This window comes from Pseudomonas sp. LBUM1679 (assembly GCF_059695565.1).
The window spans coordinates 4159732-4174564 of record NZ_CP166774.1 but is presented as its reverse complement, the minus strand read 5'-3'; the positions used below and the strand labels follow the sequence as shown (position 1 = coordinate 4174564).

Genomic DNA, 14833 nt, shown 5'->3' with positions numbered 1-14833 from the left:
GTAAATGAGTAATTTCAAGACAGGCATTACCAAGACACCCGACCCTTCCATCATGCGCCGTATCGTCATTGCCTCGGTGTTCGGCAACGCGTTGGAATGGTATGACTTCTTTCTGTATGGCACCGCGGCAGCGCTGATTTTCGGTCCGTTGTTCTTCCCGGCCGGGACTGACCCGGTGCTGGGCACCATGGGCGCGTTTGCAGGTTTCGCGGTGGGCTTTTTCGCCCGGCCGCTGGGCGGGATTATCTTCGGCCATATCGGCGACAGGGACGGGCGAAAGAAGGCCCTGGTCATGACCCTCAGCATCATGGGCGTCTCGACCTTCCTGATGGGCTTGCTGCCGACCTTCGAGCAAGCCGGTTATCTGGCACCGATCACGCTGGTGTTGCTGCGTATCGCCCAAGGCATTGCCTCAGGTGGCGAGTGGGGTGGTGGCGTGCTGATGATCAGCGAAAACGCGCCGGCCAACCGGGTCGGTTTCTATGCGGCCTGGAGTCAACTGGGGGTTTCGGGCGGTTTTGTACTATCGGCTGCGGCCTTCTACCTGGTGCAGATGCTGCCCCATGAAGACTTCATGAGTTGGGGCTGGCGCCTGCCGTTCCTGGCCAGTGTCCTGGTATTCGGCGTCGGTATCTATATTCGCCGCAACCTGCCGGAAAGCCGGGACTTTGAAGACGCGGCCGCGCAACGGGCGAAGGTCAAGCATCCACCGGCGTTGGAAGTGCTGCGCAATCATCCCAGGGAAGTGTTCCAGGCCATGGGGCTGCGTATGGCCGAAAACAGCTGCGCGTACATCTTTCTTGCCTTTGTGATGGCCTACGCCAAACTCACCGGCTTGAGCACCCAGGTGGTCCTGGGCGGGGTGATGGTCGCGATGATCGTGGAGGCCTTTACCATTCTGTTTTGGGGGTGGCTGTCGGATATCATCGGCCGGCGCACGGTCTACGCCATTGGCTCGATTGGCCTGGTGCTGTTTGCGTTTCCGTTTTTCTGGCTGATTGATACGCATGTCACTGGCTACGTCTACCTGGCACTGCTGGTGGGCCTCGCCTTTTGTCACGGCGCAATGATTGGCACCCAGCCGGCACTCATGGGCGAACTGTTTCCGGCCCATGTGCGCTACTCCGGCATGGCATTGGGGCATGAAATTGCGTCGATCTTTTCCGGCGGGCTCGCACCCTTGGCGGCGACAGCGCTGTTCGGGGCCTTCCACTCGGCCTGGCCGGTTTCGGTGATGCTGATTGTGTTTGGCCTGATCACCACTGGCACGCTGTTCAGCATCCGCCGCAAACCTGATCTGCCGCACTAAAGTCACTGCCGCAAAAAAGGCGGAACGGATTAATCCGTTCCGCCTTTTTTGTTGGACAGGTCAGTCAGTCTTGCTCAACTTGCTGATCGCTCGCGCCAGGTGGCGAATCAGTTCCTGGGTGACCGGCGGGAGTTTGCGCGATTGGCGGCGAATGATTTGCAGCTCGGTGCTGTTCATCTCCGGGCATTCCACTTCAAGCGCCACCAGCGTCCCGGCCTTGAGCTCCGGCAGGATCATGACCTCTGCCAGTAGAGTGCTGGCCATGTTCATTTTGACGAAGTCGATGATCACCTGCAGTGAGTTGGCGGTAATCGCCGGCTCAATGTCGAACGGCTTGCCCTTGCACGCCAGCGTTACCAGCTCACGCACCCGATAGCCGCGGTTGGGTAGCACCAACTGAGTGTTCGCCAGTTGTTCCAGGGTAATCGACTGCTGCCGGGCCAGCGGATGATCGGGGTGGACGATGGCCCGCAGCGGTTGTTTGATTCCGAACTGGCGGCGCAATGCCGGGTTCTGGTGTGGAGCGAACAGCACGCCGATCTGCGCCTGGTCTTCCATCACCATGTGTTGAACTTCCAGGGTCGGCGCAATCAGAATCTCGGTGCGCAGGCCCGGATAGGATTTGAAAAAGCTGTGTAGCTTGCCGATCAACTGCGCACCGAACAGTCCTTCACCCACGGCCACGACGGTTTTGGTCAGATGCTGCCCGCGCAAATCGTTCAGGCGGTTGAATAGCGCCTCCTGCTGGTCCGCCCTTGCACGATAGTAATCCACTGTGGCGATGCCGGCTTCCGTCAGGCGGATGCGGTGAGTGCCAGCCTCGATCAGGTCGATGCTCAATTCGGACTGCAGCAGGTTGATTTGCCGGCTGACCGACGACGGGGCAATGCCCAGTTGGTCTGCCGCGGCGCGCATCGATCCCAGTTGGTAACTGAGGAAGAGATATTTCAACCGTTGGTCCTGAAACTCCAGGCACGGGGAAAGTTTGGACAAATCCATGCAATGGCAACCTCCAAACTGCACATCAGGCGAGTAGGAGTGCGACTCTTAGGTCGAACTCTCGTTATGGCTGAATAATAGCAATAACCGTGTCTCAACCAACAAGGGTTCGAACGCTTGGTGAAAAACATGTCGCTGGAGTGCAAAAGCCCGGTACTGCGTTTGGCTATGGCCAAACACGCTATAGGCAGGCGCCGATCACTAGCCTGATGGCGGTCGGCTTCACGCTGGGGTGAGTACAGAGGGCGGAAACAAAAAGCCCGGCGCTGGGGCCGGGCTCTCTGTACACGTGGCCAAATCCCTTTGGCTGATCCCATTGTGCTTGGCAGGTGTGACGATGGCGTGACAGGGTCAAGGTCATAGGCGAGCTTCCTACATCATCGGCCTGGCAGGGATTTCGGTTGACCTGCAATCGGCCAGCGACACGCACCCGGCCTACCAGCGTCTGGCCGCCGCCGATGAATACATTCGTGCGCATTTCAATCGCCGCGTCACCTTGGGCGAGCTGATGCGCATCGCCGGTATTTCAGTGGCGCAGCTGGAAAGATACTGCAAGCGAGTGTTCCACCTGACGCCGCGACAAATGATTCAAAAGATTCGCCTGGAACACGCGCATCGACTCCTGCATACCGATATTCCCATCACTGACGTCGCACTGCAGTGCGGCTACACCGACCATAGCGCTTTCACTCGACAGTTCAAGGCGTTGACCGGGTTCACGCCGCGCCAGTATCGGCAGGCTACCGGGCGTTGAACGGCTACCGTGTTACCCCCCCCTTTGAATGCCGATCTCGACATCGCCCATTCAGACTAGGCAGCCCTGACGATTCTGTCTTTTGCCCCTGGCACCAAACTCGTAGGCCAGAGGGATATCGCTTCATGCGCGTCCCACCAAACGAGCAGAAGGCGCCGCGATGGAGTTTGCATTCAGCGACGAACAGGAAATGATCCGAGCATCGGCCGAGGGCTTTCTCGCCGATGTCTCGGATTCTACCGCCGTGCGAGCGGCGATGATCAGCGAGCGAGGTTTTGACGAGGCGCTCTGGCAGCGTCTCTGCCGCGAAATGTACTGGCCGGCGATTCATATTCCCGAAGCCTACGGCGGCCTCGGGCTGGGCTTTGTCGAACTGTCGATTTTGCTGGAACAGATGGGCCGGCGCTTGCTGTGCTCGCCGTTCTTCGCTACCGCGTGCATGGCCACGCCGGCGTTGTTGCTGGCCGCCAACGATGTTCAAAAGCAACGTTGGTTGCCGTCGATTGCAGACGGCAGCCTGATGGCGACGCTGGCCTTCAGCAGTGCCAGCGGCTGGACGGCCCGTGATGTCCAGGCAACGGCGGTGGCCGAAGGCGAAGGTTTTGTGCTCGACGGCACACTCAAGCATGTGCTCGACGGGCACAGTGCCGACCTCCTGATCATTGCCGCACGGGTTCCCGGAACAATCGGCGAGGATGGCATTAGCCTGTTCGCCGTGGACGCGAGCCGTGCCGGGATCGCGCGTCAGATGTTGCCCACCATGGATCAGACCCGTCGTCAGGCACAGATTCAGCTCAAGGATCTATACCTCGACGCTGATTGCCTGCTCGGCGAGTTCGGCGCGGGCTGGCCGCCGTTGGAGCGGGTCCTGCAACTGGCGTGCATCGGCCTGGCTGCGGAACAGACCGGTGGTGCGCAGCAGGTGCTCGACCTGAGCGTGGCCTACATGCAGGAACGCCAGCAGTTCGGTCGACCGATTGCCAGCTTCCAGGCACTCAAACACCGCGCCGCCGACATGATGCTGCAAGTGGAATGCGCACGTTCGGCCAGCTATTACGCGGCCTGCGTGGCACAGGAAGCGCTCGATCCGCAGGGCGATCCCCAGGTGGCCGCCGAGCTGCCACTGGCGGCGGCGCTGGCCAAGGCGCAGTGCTCGGAAACCTATTTTCATTGCGCGTCCGAGTCGATCCAGTTGCACGGCGGCGTCGGTTTTACGTGGGAATATGACCCGCACCTCTACTTCAAGCGTGCCCGAGCCAGTGAAAGCTTCCTCGGGCTGCCTGCCTGGCATCGTGAGCGCATTGCCGTGGCGATTCTTGGAGAGCAGCCATGAAAATCAGTTTTAGTGAGCAGGACGAGTTCTTCCGTCAGCAAGTTGCCGACTGGTTGAGCGCGAACCTGTGTGGGGAATTCGAGCCGCTGCGTTTTCGCGGCGGCCCCGGTGATGAGCATATGTTTCCCGAAGAACGCAAAGCCTGGGAACGCAAACTCGCCGAGGGTGGCTGGACCTGTGTGGGGTGGTCGCCGGAGCATGGCGGACGCGGTCTGTCGATCACCCGGCAGGTGATTTTCCACGAAGAATACGCCCGCGCGGGAGGCCCCGGTCGCATGGGGCATATCGGTGAAGGGCTTGCAGGACCGACCATCGCCGCTTTCGGTAACGCAGACCAGCAACGACGTTTTCTGCCGGGCATCGTCAGCGGCACCGAGTTCTGGTGCCAGGGCTATTCCGAACCCGGGGCTGGTTCAGACCTGGCCAACGTCAAGACCCGTGCAGTGCTGGATGACGCCAGCGGTAGTTGGGTGATCAACGGTCAGAAGGTCTGGACCTCGCTGGCCCATGAGTCGGACTGGTGCTTTGTGATCGCCCGCACCGAACCCGGCAGTGTCGGCCATCGCGGTTTGTCGTTCCTGCTGGTGCCCATGGCTCAGGCCGGGATTACCGTGCGCCCGATCGAACAACTGACCGGCACGTCGGAGTTCAACGAAGTGTTCTTCGACAATGCGCGCACCGACGCGGCGAACATTGTCGGCGCGCCGGGCGAGGGCTGGAAGATTGCCATGGCGCTGTTGGGCTTTGAGCGTGGAGTGTCGACGCTGGGGCAGCAGATGCAGTTTCACAACGAACTGAACGAAATCATCGCCATCGCCAGGGCCAATGGTGCTTACCGTGATCCGATCCTGCGCCAGCGCCTGGCCGAGGCCTGGAGCGGGCTGCGGATCATGCGCTACAACTCGCTGCGCATGCTCTCCGGTGTTCAGGGCGGTTCGCTGCGCAAGGAGGCGACCATCTACAAGCTGTTCTGGTCCACCTGGCACGTCAGCCTCGGCAAGCTGGCGATGGATGTGCTCGGCCCCGAGGCGGAATTGCTGGAAGCCGCGCCTTATCAACTCACCCGATTGCAGTCGCTGTACCTGTTCAGCCGCGCCGACACCCTCTACGGCGGCAGCAACGAGATCCAGCGCAACATCATCGCCGAGCGCGCTTTGGGCATGCCCAAAGAGCCGCGTCCCCGCACCTGAACCAAGGAGTTTTCCATGTCTGTTCCTCACTATGTTGAAGGCCACGGCCTGTTGCGCGGCAAGTCGGTGCTGATCACGGCCGCGGCGGGTGCCGGTATCGGGTTTTCTGCTGCGATACGTGCCGCCGAGGAAGGCTGTCGCGCCTTGATGATCAGCGATATCCACGAAGGCCGGTTGGCAGAAGCGGTGTTGAAAATCCGCGAAACCACGGGTTTGCAGCAGGTTTTCGGGCAAGTCTGCAATGTCGCTGACGAGGCGCAGGTGCAGCAACTGATTGTCTGCGCCGAGCGTGATTTGCAAGGCGTCGATGTGCTGATCAATAACGCCGGTCTTGGCGGTTCGCGGTTGCTGGTGGAGATGACGGACGAGGAGTGGAACCGGGTCCTCGATGTGACGCTCACCGGCACCATGCGCATGACCCGCGCCATGCTGCCGAGGATGATCGAACGGCGCGCCGGGGTCATCGTCAACAATGCTTCGGTGCTGGGATGGCGGGCGCAGAAAGAGCAGTCGCATTACGCTGCCGCGAAGGCCGGTGTCATGGCGTTGACCCGCTGCGCAGCGGTCGAGGCCGCCGATTACGGGGTTCGCATCAACGCTGTCAGCCCGAGCATTGCGTTGCACGATTTCCTGCGCAAGTCCGCGCCGCAAGCGGTGCTCGATCAACTCGCCGCCAACGAAGCGTTTGGCCGCGCCGCCGAAGTCTGGGAAGTGGCCAACGTGATGATGTTTCTGGCCAGCGACTATAGCTCCTACATGACCGGCGAAGTGCTGTCGGTCTCCAGCCAGAGGGCATGAACATGCCGCGCATTTTTGACACGCCGCAGGCCTTGTTCGAAGCCATCGACCAGGCCCTCGGCGTCAGCAACTGGCTGACTCTGGAGCAGGACCGCATCGACCAGTTTGCCGAGGCGACCGGTGATCATCAGTGGATTCATGTCGATCCGGTCAAGGCTGCCCGCGGCCCTTTTGGCGCCTGCATCGCCCACGGTTATTTGAGCCTGTCGCTGGTCAATCTGTTTTTGCCGCAAATCGTCGAGGTACGCGGTATTGCCATGGGCGTCAATTACGGCTGCGAACGGGTGCGCTTTCCATCAGTGGTGCGCGTCGGTTCGCGGGTGCGCGGCAGTGCGCAGTTGACGTCCGTCGAGGAGGTCAAGGGCGGCGTTCAGGCGACCATTCGTGTCAGCGTCGAAATCGACGGCGAGGACCGTCCTGGCTGTGTGGTCGACACCATCAGCCGTTACTACCCCGCCTGAGCCAATCAACAGAACATTCGAGGAATCCAGCATGAAAGAAGCCGTCATTGTTTCTACCGCTCGCACGCCGATCGGCAAAGCCTTTCGCGGGGCGTTCAATGACACGGAAGCCCCGCAGCTTGGCGGCCATGTGGTGCGCGAGGCCGTGCGCCGCGCCGGAATCGAGCCGGGCGAAGTGGACGACGTGATCATCGGTGTTGCGGCACAGCAAGGCACGCAGTCCTATAACCTGGGTCGTCTCTGTGCGATTGCCAGCGGCTTGCCGACTTCAGTTGCCGGGATGGCCGTCGAACGCCAATGTGCATCGGGGCTGATGAGCATTGCCATGGCCGCCAAAGGCATCATGTGCGACGAAATCGACATCGCCGTGGCCGGTGGCCTGGAGTCGATTTCCCTGGTGCAGAACAAGCACAAAAACCTTTACCGCAATCAGTCCGGTGCGGTGCTCGATCTTGATCCGCATGCCTACATTCCGATGATCGAAACGGCCGAAATCGTTTCCGCCCGCTACGGCATTTCCCGTCAGGAGCAGGACGAATACAGCTATCAGAGCCAAGTGCGCACCGCCCTGGCGCAAAGCGCCGGGTTATTCGACCGGGAACTCGCGCCGCTGACCAGCCGCAAGATGATCGTCGACAAAGCCAGCGGCGAAACCCGCTACGAATCCGTCACTTTGCTGCGCGACGAATGCAATCGCATCGACACCACGCGCGAAATCCTGAATGCGCTGGAACCGGTGTGGCCGGGCGGTCAGTGGAGCGACAAGGGCCGCTTCATCACGGCCGGCAATGCCTCGCAATTGTCCGACGGCGCGTCGGCCTCGGTCTTGATGAGCGCCAAACTGGCCGAAAAACGCGGCCTGGAACCGCTGGGGATTTATCGCGGGATGGCGGTCGCTGGCTGCAATTCCGATGAGATGGGCATCGGTCCGGTCTACGCGATTCCGAAACTGCTCAAACGCCATGGCCTGACCGTGGATCACATCGGTCTCTGGGAGCTGAACGAAGCGTTCGCCTGTCAGGTGCTGTATTGCCGCGACACGCTGGGCATTCCCGCCGAACGCCTGAACGTCAACGGCGGTGCGATTTCCATCGGGCATCCGTTTGGCATGTCAGGCGCGCGGATGGTCGGCCATGCTTTGGTTGAAGGGCAGCGCCGTGGTTTGCGATACGTGGTAGTGAGTATGTGCATTGGCGGTGGCATGGGTGCCGCTGCCTTGTTCGAGGTGGTCTGAATGATCAGTCCACAACAGGTCCAGGCGACCATGGCGCGTTATGTGGAGTTGGTGGATACCGGTGATATCGAAGCGATCATTGCACTCTATAGTCGGGACGCGGTGATCGAAGACCCGGTCGGCAAACCGGCGATTCAAGGTCTTGCCGCCATCGAACGCTTCTATCGTGAAGGGCTGGGCGCAAGCAAAGTCTCGGCAGTCCTGACCGGCCCGGTGCGGGCAACGCTCAATGGGTGCGGGGCGATGCCGTTTCGCGTCGACATCGAGTGGGCCGGGCAACCCTGCTCGATTCATGTGATCGACGTGATGGAGTTCGATGCAGACGGCAGGATTCGCTCGATGAAAGCCTATTGGAGTGAGGTAAACCTGACCGCCGAAGGCCAAACACCAAACCTCTAGCATCTGCCTGGCCTGCAAAACCTTTGGGAGCGAGCTTGCTCGCGATGAGGGCGTATCAGTCGACGAAAGGGTCGCCTGACACACCGCTTTCGCGAGCAAGCTCGCTCCCACAGGTTTCGTAGGCTTCGCCAGCTGCTACAGGGCCCGTTCCTGAGGTCTGTCGGGGAGCAAGTCGCGATTCTGCGTCTGCCCGCTTTCGTAGTAAGCCTTGAGGTTCTCGGCGATCTCACGCACGATGTTGTTGAATGCCTTGGCCAGCAATGTTTCCACCAGCTTGCCACCGCGCAGGCTGTAGCTCATGCGCGTGGTCATGCGTGTCGCGTCGCCCTCGGCTTGCAAGGCGTAGCTGAAGCTTGCCTCGCGAAACGGGAAGGGCGCGCCGGCGCTGGCCTTGTGCAAAATCAACACAAAACCGACACCGTCCTGCCATTGCACCACGCTCTCATCCAGCCACTGACCACCCTTGCGAAACACCCGGCGACTGGCGCCGAGCCCCTCGCGCGGTCCGGGGTGAAACTGGCAATCGGTCAGCCCCAGCACGTAATGCGGTGCGAGGCTAAGGTCGCGCAGTTTGGCCCAGGCGGCCGACGGAGTGAGGTCGAGCAGCACGCTGTGACTGGCAATCGCAGGCATAGTGGAACTCCTATTCTTCAAAGAGGTTGGTTAATGGGATTGGGCCGCGTCGAGAAAGGCCGGGCGTTCGCCGCCGCCGTGCACGGTAATGTCCGCACCGCTGACATAACGTGCCAGCGTTGATGCCAGGTACAGACAGGTATCGCCGATGTCTTCAGGGTTTGCCAGCCGTTGCAAAGGGACAGTCGCCGCCACCCGGGCGATGCCCGCCAGATCGCCATAATGCAGGGCCGCTTGCTCAGTGAGAATCAGCCCGGCGGTCACGGCGTTGACCCGGACCTTGGGCGCCCATTCCACCGCCAGTGAGGTAGTGAGGTTCAGCAGCCCGGCCTTCGCCGCGCCATAAGCGGCGGTGCCGGGAGAGGGGCGGGTCGCGCTGACGCTGCAAATATTGATGATCGTGCCACCGTCGGCCTGTGTCTGCATCACCTGATTGGCCTGCTGACACAGGTTCAGCGGCGCCAACAGGTTCAGGCGAATGATTGCCTCGCTGAAACGCGGCGAGGCGCTGGCAGCCTCGGCATTGGGTGATCCACCGGCGTTGTTGACCAGCACATCGAGACGGCCGAAGCGCTCGACGATGCTGTCGATCAAGCGCCCGGACTGTTCGACATCCCGCAGGTCGCAAGGCAGAAACAGCGCTTCGCGGTCGGCGCTTGCCGGCAGGGTTTGCGGTGCTTCGCGCCCACAGATCACCACCTCGGCGCCGCAATCGAGAAAGCGCTGGCTGATGCCGCGACCGACCCCTTTGCCACCGCCGGTGACCAGTACCACTTTGCCGCGAAAGTCCATCGGATTAAGCATGGTTGCCTCGTTCTGTCGCTCGGGAATGCTGCCGATGCTAGGTGCGTGGCACCCACAGGCCAACGTCCGAAAAGACTAAGGGGCGTTCTCATTTAAGTTCCCCGCTGCATTGACGCCTTAAAGCGGGCCAGGCAAGGGCGTAGTCCTGTCGGACGATGTTGTTTGCCCGGGCCCTCGGAATAATCCGGCGACAACAACAGGCCGGGAGGACACCTTATGGGCGCATCAGCGCAAGGGCACTTCGTTACGCTGCCGCAGGGTTTGCAGCTGCACTATCAAGACATCGGCGGGCAAGACATCGGCGCGGGCGAGCCGGTGATCTTCATCCACGGCAGCGGGCCAGGCGCCAGCGGTCACAGCAACTTCAAGCAGAATTACCCGGTGTTCGCCGCGGCCGGCTACCGCACCATCGTCCCGGACCTGCCGGGTTACGGCGCGTCGGACAAGCCCGACACGCTCTATACCCTGAACTTCTTTGTCGAAGCCTTGAGCGCTTTGCTCGACGCACTGGATATCCAGCGTTGCGTGTTGGTCGGCAATTCTCTGGGCGGCGCCATTGCGATCAAACTGGCCCTCGACCAGCCGCAGCGGTTCAGCCGACTGGTGCTGATGGCCCCCGGCGGCCTGATGGAAAAAGAACAATATTACCAGCAGATGGAAGGCATCCAGAAAATGGGCGCGGCCTTCGCCAAGGGTGAATTGCAAGACGCGGGCGGAATGCGCCGGTTGCTTGCACTGCAATTGTTCGACGAAACCTTGATCAGCGACGAGACGGTCAATGAACGGGTGGCGGTGGTGCAACAGCAGCCGGTCTGCGTGCTGTCGACCATGCAAGTGCCGAACATGACTTCCCGCCTCGGCGAGTTGCAGTGTCCGATCCTTGGTTTCTGGGGCATGAACGACAAATTCTGCCCGGCCTCGGGCGCACACACGATGATGCAGCACTGCCGCCAGATTCGTTTTGTCCTGCTCAGCGAATGCGGGCACTGGGTTCAGGTCGAGCACCGTGCGCTGTTCAACCGTGAATGCCTGGCGTTCCTTGAGGAGGCTCACCGATGAGCGTGCAACTGCGCCGTGAATTCGGCGAAGAGCTTTATCAGGCGCTGCTGAGCGGCACCACTCTGGCACCGCTGACCGAACGCTGGCCGGCGATCAGCATCGAGGACGCCTACCAGATTTCGCTCTACGGCATCGAACGCCGGGTGGCTGCCGGGGACGAGATTGTCGGCAAGAAAATCGGCGTGACCTCGGCTGCGGTCCAGCAAATGCTTAACGTGCATCAGCCGGATTTCGGTTTCATCACGCGGCAGATGTCATTCACCAATGACGCGCAAATATCCCTGTCGGCCAACAAGCTGATCCAGCCGCGCGCCGAGGGCGAGATAGCCTTCAAGCTCAAGCACGACCTGGTCGGCCCCGGTATTACTGAAGCCGATGTGCTGGAAGCGACTGACTATGTGATGCCGTGCTTTGAGATCGTCGACTCGCGGATTCATGATTGGAACATCCGCATCCAGGACACCGTTGCCGACAACGCCTCTTGCGGCGTGTTCGTGTTAGGCGATGTTCAGGTCGATCCGCGGACGCTGGATTTGCCCAACCTGCGTATGCGCGTGGCCAAGAATGGCGAGCCACTCAGCGAAGGCCTGGGCTCGGCGGTGCAGGGCAATCCGCTGACCGCCGTGGCCTGGCTGGCCAACACCCTCGGCGCCTATGGCATTCCGTTCAAAGCTGGGGAAATTATTCTCTCCGGCTCCCTGGTGCCGCTGGAACCTGCGCGTGCCGGCGACCGTTTTTCCCTGACTATCGATGGCCTGGGCAGTGCCCGGGTGTCTTTCTGCGCCTGACTTGTGGGGTATTAACCGGATGAGCAAGAAACTCAGAGCGGCCATTATCGGCCCGGGCAATATTGGCACTGATTTGCTGATGAAAATGTGCCGATCGGAATGGATCGAGCCGGTGTGGATGGTCGGCGTCGATCCTGAATCCGAGGGGCTCAAACGCGCGCGCGAGATGGGCATGAAAACCACCGCTGAAGGCGTCGACGGGCTGCTGCCGCATGTGCTCGACGATGATATTCGGATCGCCTTCGATGCCACTTCGGCTTACGTGCATGCGCAAAACAGCCGCAAACTCAATGAGCTCGGGGTGATCATGATCGACCTCACGCCGGCGGCCATCGGCCCGTTCTGCGTGCCACCGGTGAACCTCAAGGAACACGCTTCAAGCCTGGCGATGAACGTGAACATGGTCACTTGCGGTGGCCAGGCGACGATTCCGATGGTCGCGGCAGTGTCGCGCGTGCAGTCAGTGAGTTATGGCGAAATCGTCGCCACCGTGTCCTCCGGTTCGGTCGGCCCGGGCACGCGGCAGAACATCGATGAATTCACCCGCACCACCGCGGGCGCGGTCGAGCAGATCGGCGGCGCCCGACGCGGCAAGGCGATCATCGTCATCAACCCGGCCGAGCCGCCGCTGATGATGCGCGACACCATTCACTGCCTGACCGATGACGAGCCGGACCAGGATGCTATTCGCACGTCGGTGTTGCAGATGGTCCATGAAGTGCAGCGCTATGTGCTCGGCTACAAGCTGATCAACGGCCCGGTGTTCGATGGCCGCAAGGTGTCGATTTTCATTGAGGTCGAAGGCCTTGGCGACTTCCTGCCCAAGTCCGCCGGCAACCTCGACATCATGACGGCCGCCGGTTTACGCACTGCCGAAATGTTTGCCGAAGAAGCCCACAAGGGCACCCTGCAACTGCCCGTCCGTTGAGTGGAGATTTGCCATGAATTTGCAAGGTAAGAGCGTCCGTCTGCATGACATGAGCCTGCGCGACGGCATGCATGCCAAACAGCATCAAATCAGTCTGGAGCAGATGATCTCGGTTGCAACCGGTCTGGATGCGGCCGGCGTGCCACTGATCGAAATCACCCACGGCGATGGCCTCGGTGGTGCGTCGCTGAACTACGGTTTTCCCGCCCACAGCGACGAGGAATATTTCGCCGCGGTGATCCCGCGAATGAAGCAGGCCAAGGTCTCGGCGTTGTTGTTGCCGGGCATCGGCACCCTGGATCATTTGCGAATGGCCCATGAGCATGGGGTGTCGACCATTCGTGTGGCCACTCACTGCACCGAGGCGGATGTCTCCGGCCAGCACATCGGCATGTCGGCGAAAATGGGCCTGGATACGGTCGGGTTCCTGATGATGGCGCACATGGTGAGCGCGGAGAAACTGCTGGAGCAGGCGCGGTTGATGGAAAGCTACGGGGCCAATTGCATCTACTGCACCGACTCCGCCGGCTACATGCTGCCTGATGAAGTCAGCGAGAAAATCTCTGCGTTGCGTGCTGGGCTGAGTGCCGGGACCGAAGTCGGCTTTCACGGTCACCACAACATGGGCATGGCGATTGCCAATTCCCTGGCGGCGATCGATGCGGGCGCTGCGCGTATCGACGGTTCGGTTGCCGGTTTGGGGGCGGGCGCGGGCAACACGCCGCTAGAGGTGTTTGTCGCGGTGCTGGAGCGGATGGGCGTCAACAGTGGCATCGACTTGTACCGGATCATGGACGTGGCCGAGGACCTGGTGGTGCCGATGATGGATCAACCGATCCGTCTGGACCGCGATGCGCTGACGCTGGGTTACGCCGGGGTCTACAGTTCGTTTCTGTTGTTTGCCAAGCGTGCCGAGCAGAAGTACGGCATTGCTGCCCGGGAGCTTTTGGTGGAGTTGGGGCGGCGCGGTACGGTGGGCGGTCAGGAGGACATGATTGAAGACCTGGCGCTGACCCTGTCACGTTCGCGCGGGGTGTTGCCGACCTGATCCGGCGGCAGCACAGAAACCATCGGCCTTGCTTGCAGGGCCGGTGGTTTTTTTATGGGAGCAGGTTGCGCACCAGGGGTGGATAACAGTTAAGCGCCGTGCTCGAACAACTGAAATACGCAGCGTTCGGTCGGTAGGCTTCATTCTTGAACATCTGACACAGGCCGGTGGTGCTGCCGGCGCAGACGATGATGAACAGGGCACAGGTGGCTTTACGCATAGCGAGCCTCGACACGGATTTTATTGTTGTAGAGGCACGGTATTGCGTCTGACGGAGCGTGACTTCGTCTGAATGGACTACCCGATAAATTCGAACCTGCACAAAACCCTGTGGGAGCGGGCCTGGTGTAGCAGAGTCAGCATCTGTGGGCGACCTCAATCCCTTGTGGGAGCGAGCCTGCTCGCGATGGCGGAGTATCAGGCAATATCGATGGTGAATGTGCCGGCCTCTTCGCGAGCAGGCTCGCTGCCACAGGGATGGTGTGCCGGTCACGGCATTTGTGGGCGACTTCAATTTCTTGTGGTATCAGCCGCGCCGGGCAATGGCGCTCATGGCCATGAACAGGGCGGCGATGGCCCGGGCTTCGTTGAGTTCGCCGCGGGCAACCAGGTCGGGGATTTGCGTCAGGGGTATGCGCAGGCATTCCAGAGGTTCGGGCTCATCGCCTTCGAGTTGGCAGGGGCTCAATTGTTCGGCCAGAACGACGCGGTAGCGATGGCAGAGGTGGCCCGGCGCCAAGGTCAGCTCACCCAGTTCACTGAGGCGTGCGGCGCGCAGCCCGACTTCTTCGCTGAGCTCGCGTTGCGCGGCTTGCAGATAGTCTTCGTGGGGTTCCGCGCCGCCCTTGGGCAGGCCGAGTACGGTCTTTTCGACACCGACTGCGTATTCCCGGACCAGCAAAACATGCAACGGATCGGGCATCGCCACCACCATCACCGAGCGATAACCGGTGCCGCGCAGGCGTTCGTAAACCCGCTGCTGGCCGTTGCTGAATTGCAGGTGCAAGGCTTCGATCTGAAAATAGCCGCTTTCAGCCAGCAATTCAGTCTTGAGGATGGTTGGACAGTTGCGCATGGTCAGGCCCCTGGTTGGGAT

General features: G+C 61.0%; 16 protein-coding genes and 1 pseudogene. 12 read left to right on the top strand and 5 right to left on the bottom strand.

What is annotated here, in order from left to right:
• Positions 1-4 precede the first annotated feature (4 nt).
• Positions 5-1309, top strand: coding sequence for an MFS transporter (locus ACA062_RS18895; RefSeq protein ID WP_497452464.1), 1305 nt, complete (start codon positions 5-7; stop codon positions 1307-1309).
• 60 nt (positions 1310-1369) lie between these two features.
• On the opposite strand, the gene ACA062_RS18890 is transcribed toward ACA062_RS18895, so the two are convergent.
• Positions 1370-2308 carry a LysR family transcriptional regulator gene (locus ACA062_RS18890; protein WP_497452463.1) on the bottom strand — a complete coding sequence of 313 codons (939 nt, stop codon included), beginning with the start codon at positions 2306-2308 and terminating at the stop codon, positions 1370-1372.
• 370 nt (positions 2309-2678) lie between these two features.
• Here ACA062_RS18890 and ACA062_RS18885 point away from each other — a divergent pair.
• The 7 genes and pseudogenes from ACA062_RS18885 to ACA062_RS18855 all read left to right on the top strand — a co-directional run.
• Positions 2679-3062 (top strand): annotated as a pseudogene (locus ACA062_RS18885) (helix-turn-helix domain-containing protein); the annotation flags it as partial.
• Between the two features lie 160 nt (positions 3063-3222).
• On the top strand, positions 3223-4395 hold the full coding sequence (locus ACA062_RS18880) for an acyl-CoA dehydrogenase family protein (protein WP_497452462.1): 1173 nt from the start codon (positions 3223-3225) through the stop codon (positions 4393-4395).
• On the top strand, positions 4392-5585 hold the full coding sequence (locus ACA062_RS18875; protein ID WP_497452461.1) for an acyl-CoA dehydrogenase family protein: 1194 nt from the start codon (positions 4392-4394) through the stop codon (positions 5583-5585). The genes ACA062_RS18880 and ACA062_RS18875 overlap by 4 nt, the downstream gene beginning before the upstream one ends.
• A 15-nt stretch (positions 5586-5600) precedes the next feature.
• Entirely contained in the window at positions 5601-6383 is a 783-nt protein-coding gene (locus ACA062_RS18870) for an SDR family oxidoreductase (RefSeq protein ID WP_497452460.1), read from the top strand.
• Between the two features lie 2 nt (positions 6384-6385).
• The gene (locus ACA062_RS18865; RefSeq protein ID WP_497452459.1) at positions 6386-6844 is read left to right on the top strand and encodes a MaoC family dehydratase; all 459 of its coding nucleotides are present in this window, start codon (positions 6386-6388) and stop codon (positions 6842-6844) included.
• A 31-nt stretch (positions 6845-6875) separates the two neighbouring features.
• Positions 6876-8078: an acetyl-CoA C-acyltransferase gene (locus ACA062_RS18860; RefSeq protein ID WP_497452458.1), complete on the top strand. Its 1203-nt coding sequence runs from the start codon at positions 6876-6878 to the stop codon at positions 8076-8078.
• A complete protein-coding gene (locus ACA062_RS18855) occupies positions 8079-8477 on the top strand; it encodes a steroid Delta-isomerase (RefSeq protein WP_497452457.1) in 399 nt (132 codons plus the stop codon).
• Between the two features lie 135 nt (positions 8478-8612).
• Here ACA062_RS18855 and ACA062_RS18850 read toward each other — a convergent pair whose 3' ends face one another.
• Positions 8613-9110, bottom strand: coding sequence for an SRPBCC family protein (locus tag ACA062_RS18850; protein ID WP_497452456.1), 498 nt, complete (start codon positions 9108-9110; stop codon positions 8613-8615).
• 30 nt (positions 9111-9140) lie between these two features.
• Positions 9141-9914, bottom strand: coding sequence for an SDR family oxidoreductase (locus tag ACA062_RS18845; protein WP_497452455.1), 774 nt, complete (start codon positions 9912-9914; stop codon positions 9141-9143).
• Between the two features lie 216 nt (positions 9915-10130).
• Here ACA062_RS18845 and ACA062_RS18840 point away from each other — a divergent pair, with 216 nt between their 5' ends.
• Genes ACA062_RS18840 through dmpG form a run of 4 tightly spaced genes read left to right on the top strand, consistent with a single transcriptional unit; the run spans position 10131 to position 13737 of the window.
• Entirely contained in the window at positions 10131-10973 is an 843-nt protein-coding gene (locus ACA062_RS18840; protein ID WP_497452454.1) for an alpha/beta fold hydrolase, read from the top strand.
• Positions 10970-11761, top strand: coding sequence for a fumarylacetoacetate hydrolase family protein (locus tag ACA062_RS18835; RefSeq protein ID WP_497452453.1), 792 nt, complete (start codon positions 10970-10972; stop codon positions 11759-11761). The genes ACA062_RS18840 and ACA062_RS18835 overlap by 4 nt, the downstream gene beginning before the upstream one ends.
• A 19-nt stretch (positions 11762-11780) precedes the next feature.
• On the top strand, positions 11781-12689 hold the full coding sequence (locus ACA062_RS18830; protein ID WP_497452452.1) for an acetaldehyde dehydrogenase (acetylating): 909 nt from the start codon (positions 11781-11783) through the stop codon (positions 12687-12689).
• 13 nt (positions 12690-12702) lie between these two features.
• The gene (gene dmpG, locus ACA062_RS18825) at positions 12703-13737 is read left to right on the top strand and encodes a 4-hydroxy-2-oxovalerate aldolase (RefSeq protein ID WP_497452451.1); all 1035 of its coding nucleotides are present in this window, start codon (positions 12703-12705) and stop codon (positions 13735-13737) included.
• 52 nt (positions 13738-13789) lie between these two features.
• Here the strand turns inward: dmpG and ACA062_RS18820 are convergent, their stop codons facing one another.
• On the bottom strand, positions 13790-13957 hold the full coding sequence (locus ACA062_RS18820) for a hypothetical protein (RefSeq protein ID WP_497452450.1): 168 nt from the start codon (positions 13955-13957) through the stop codon (positions 13790-13792).
• A gap of 306 nt (positions 13958-14263) precedes the next feature.
• Positions 14264-14812: an ADP compounds hydrolase NudE gene (gene nudE, locus ACA062_RS18815; RefSeq protein WP_497452449.1), complete on the bottom strand. Its 549-nt coding sequence runs from the start codon at positions 14810-14812 to the stop codon at positions 14264-14266.
• Positions 14813-14833: the final 21 nt, after the last annotated feature.

Coding starts and splice junctions, on each gene's coding strand:
- ACA062_RS18860 (WP_497452458.1), top strand. CDS start 6,876: ATGAAAGAAGCCGTCATTGTTTCTACCGCTCGCACGCCGATCGGCAAA.
- dmpG (WP_497452451.1), top strand. CDS start 12,703: ATGAATTTGCAAGGTAAGAGCGTCCGTCTGCATGACATGAGCCTGCGC.
- ACA062_RS18835 (WP_497452453.1), top strand. CDS start 10,970: ATGAGCGTGCAACTGCGCCGTGAATTCGGCGAAGAGCTTTATCAGGCG.
- ACA062_RS18855 (WP_497452457.1), top strand. CDS start 8,079: ATGATCAGTCCACAACAGGTCCAGGCGACCATGGCGCGTTATGTGGAG.
- ACA062_RS18845 (WP_497452455.1), bottom strand. CDS start 9,914: ATGCTTAATCCGATGGACTTTCGCGGCAAAGTGGTACTGGTCACCGGC.
- ACA062_RS18890 (WP_497452463.1), bottom strand. CDS start 2,308: ATGGATTTGTCCAAACTTTCCCCGTGCCTGGAGTTTCAGGACCAACGG.
- ACA062_RS18850 (WP_497452456.1), bottom strand. CDS start 9,110: ATGCCTGCGATTGCCAGTCACAGCGTGCTGCTCGACCTCACTCCGTCG.
- ACA062_RS18840 (WP_497452454.1), top strand. CDS start 10,131: ATGGGCGCATCAGCGCAAGGGCACTTCGTTACGCTGCCGCAGGGTTTG.
- ACA062_RS18875 (WP_497452461.1), top strand. CDS start 4,392: ATGAAAATCAGTTTTAGTGAGCAGGACGAGTTCTTCCGTCAGCAAGTT.
- ACA062_RS18870 (WP_497452460.1), top strand. CDS start 5,601: ATGTCTGTTCCTCACTATGTTGAAGGCCACGGCCTGTTGCGCGGCAAG.
- ACA062_RS18820 (WP_497452450.1), bottom strand. CDS start 13,957: ATGCGTAAAGCCACCTGTGCCCTGTTCATCATCGTCTGCGCCGGCAGC.
- ACA062_RS18865 (WP_497452459.1), top strand. CDS start 6,386: ATGCCGCGCATTTTTGACACGCCGCAGGCCTTGTTCGAAGCCATCGAC.
- ACA062_RS18830 (WP_497452452.1), top strand. CDS start 11,781: ATGAGCAAGAAACTCAGAGCGGCCATTATCGGCCCGGGCAATATTGGC.
- nudE (WP_497452449.1), bottom strand. CDS start 14,812: ATGCGCAACTGTCCAACCATCCTCAAGACTGAATTGCTGGCTGAAAGC.
- ACA062_RS18895 (WP_497452464.1), top strand. CDS start 5: ATGAGTAATTTCAAGACAGGCATTACCAAGACACCCGACCCTTCCATC.
- ACA062_RS18880 (WP_497452462.1), top strand. CDS start 3,223: ATGGAGTTTGCATTCAGCGACGAACAGGAAATGATCCGAGCATCGGCC.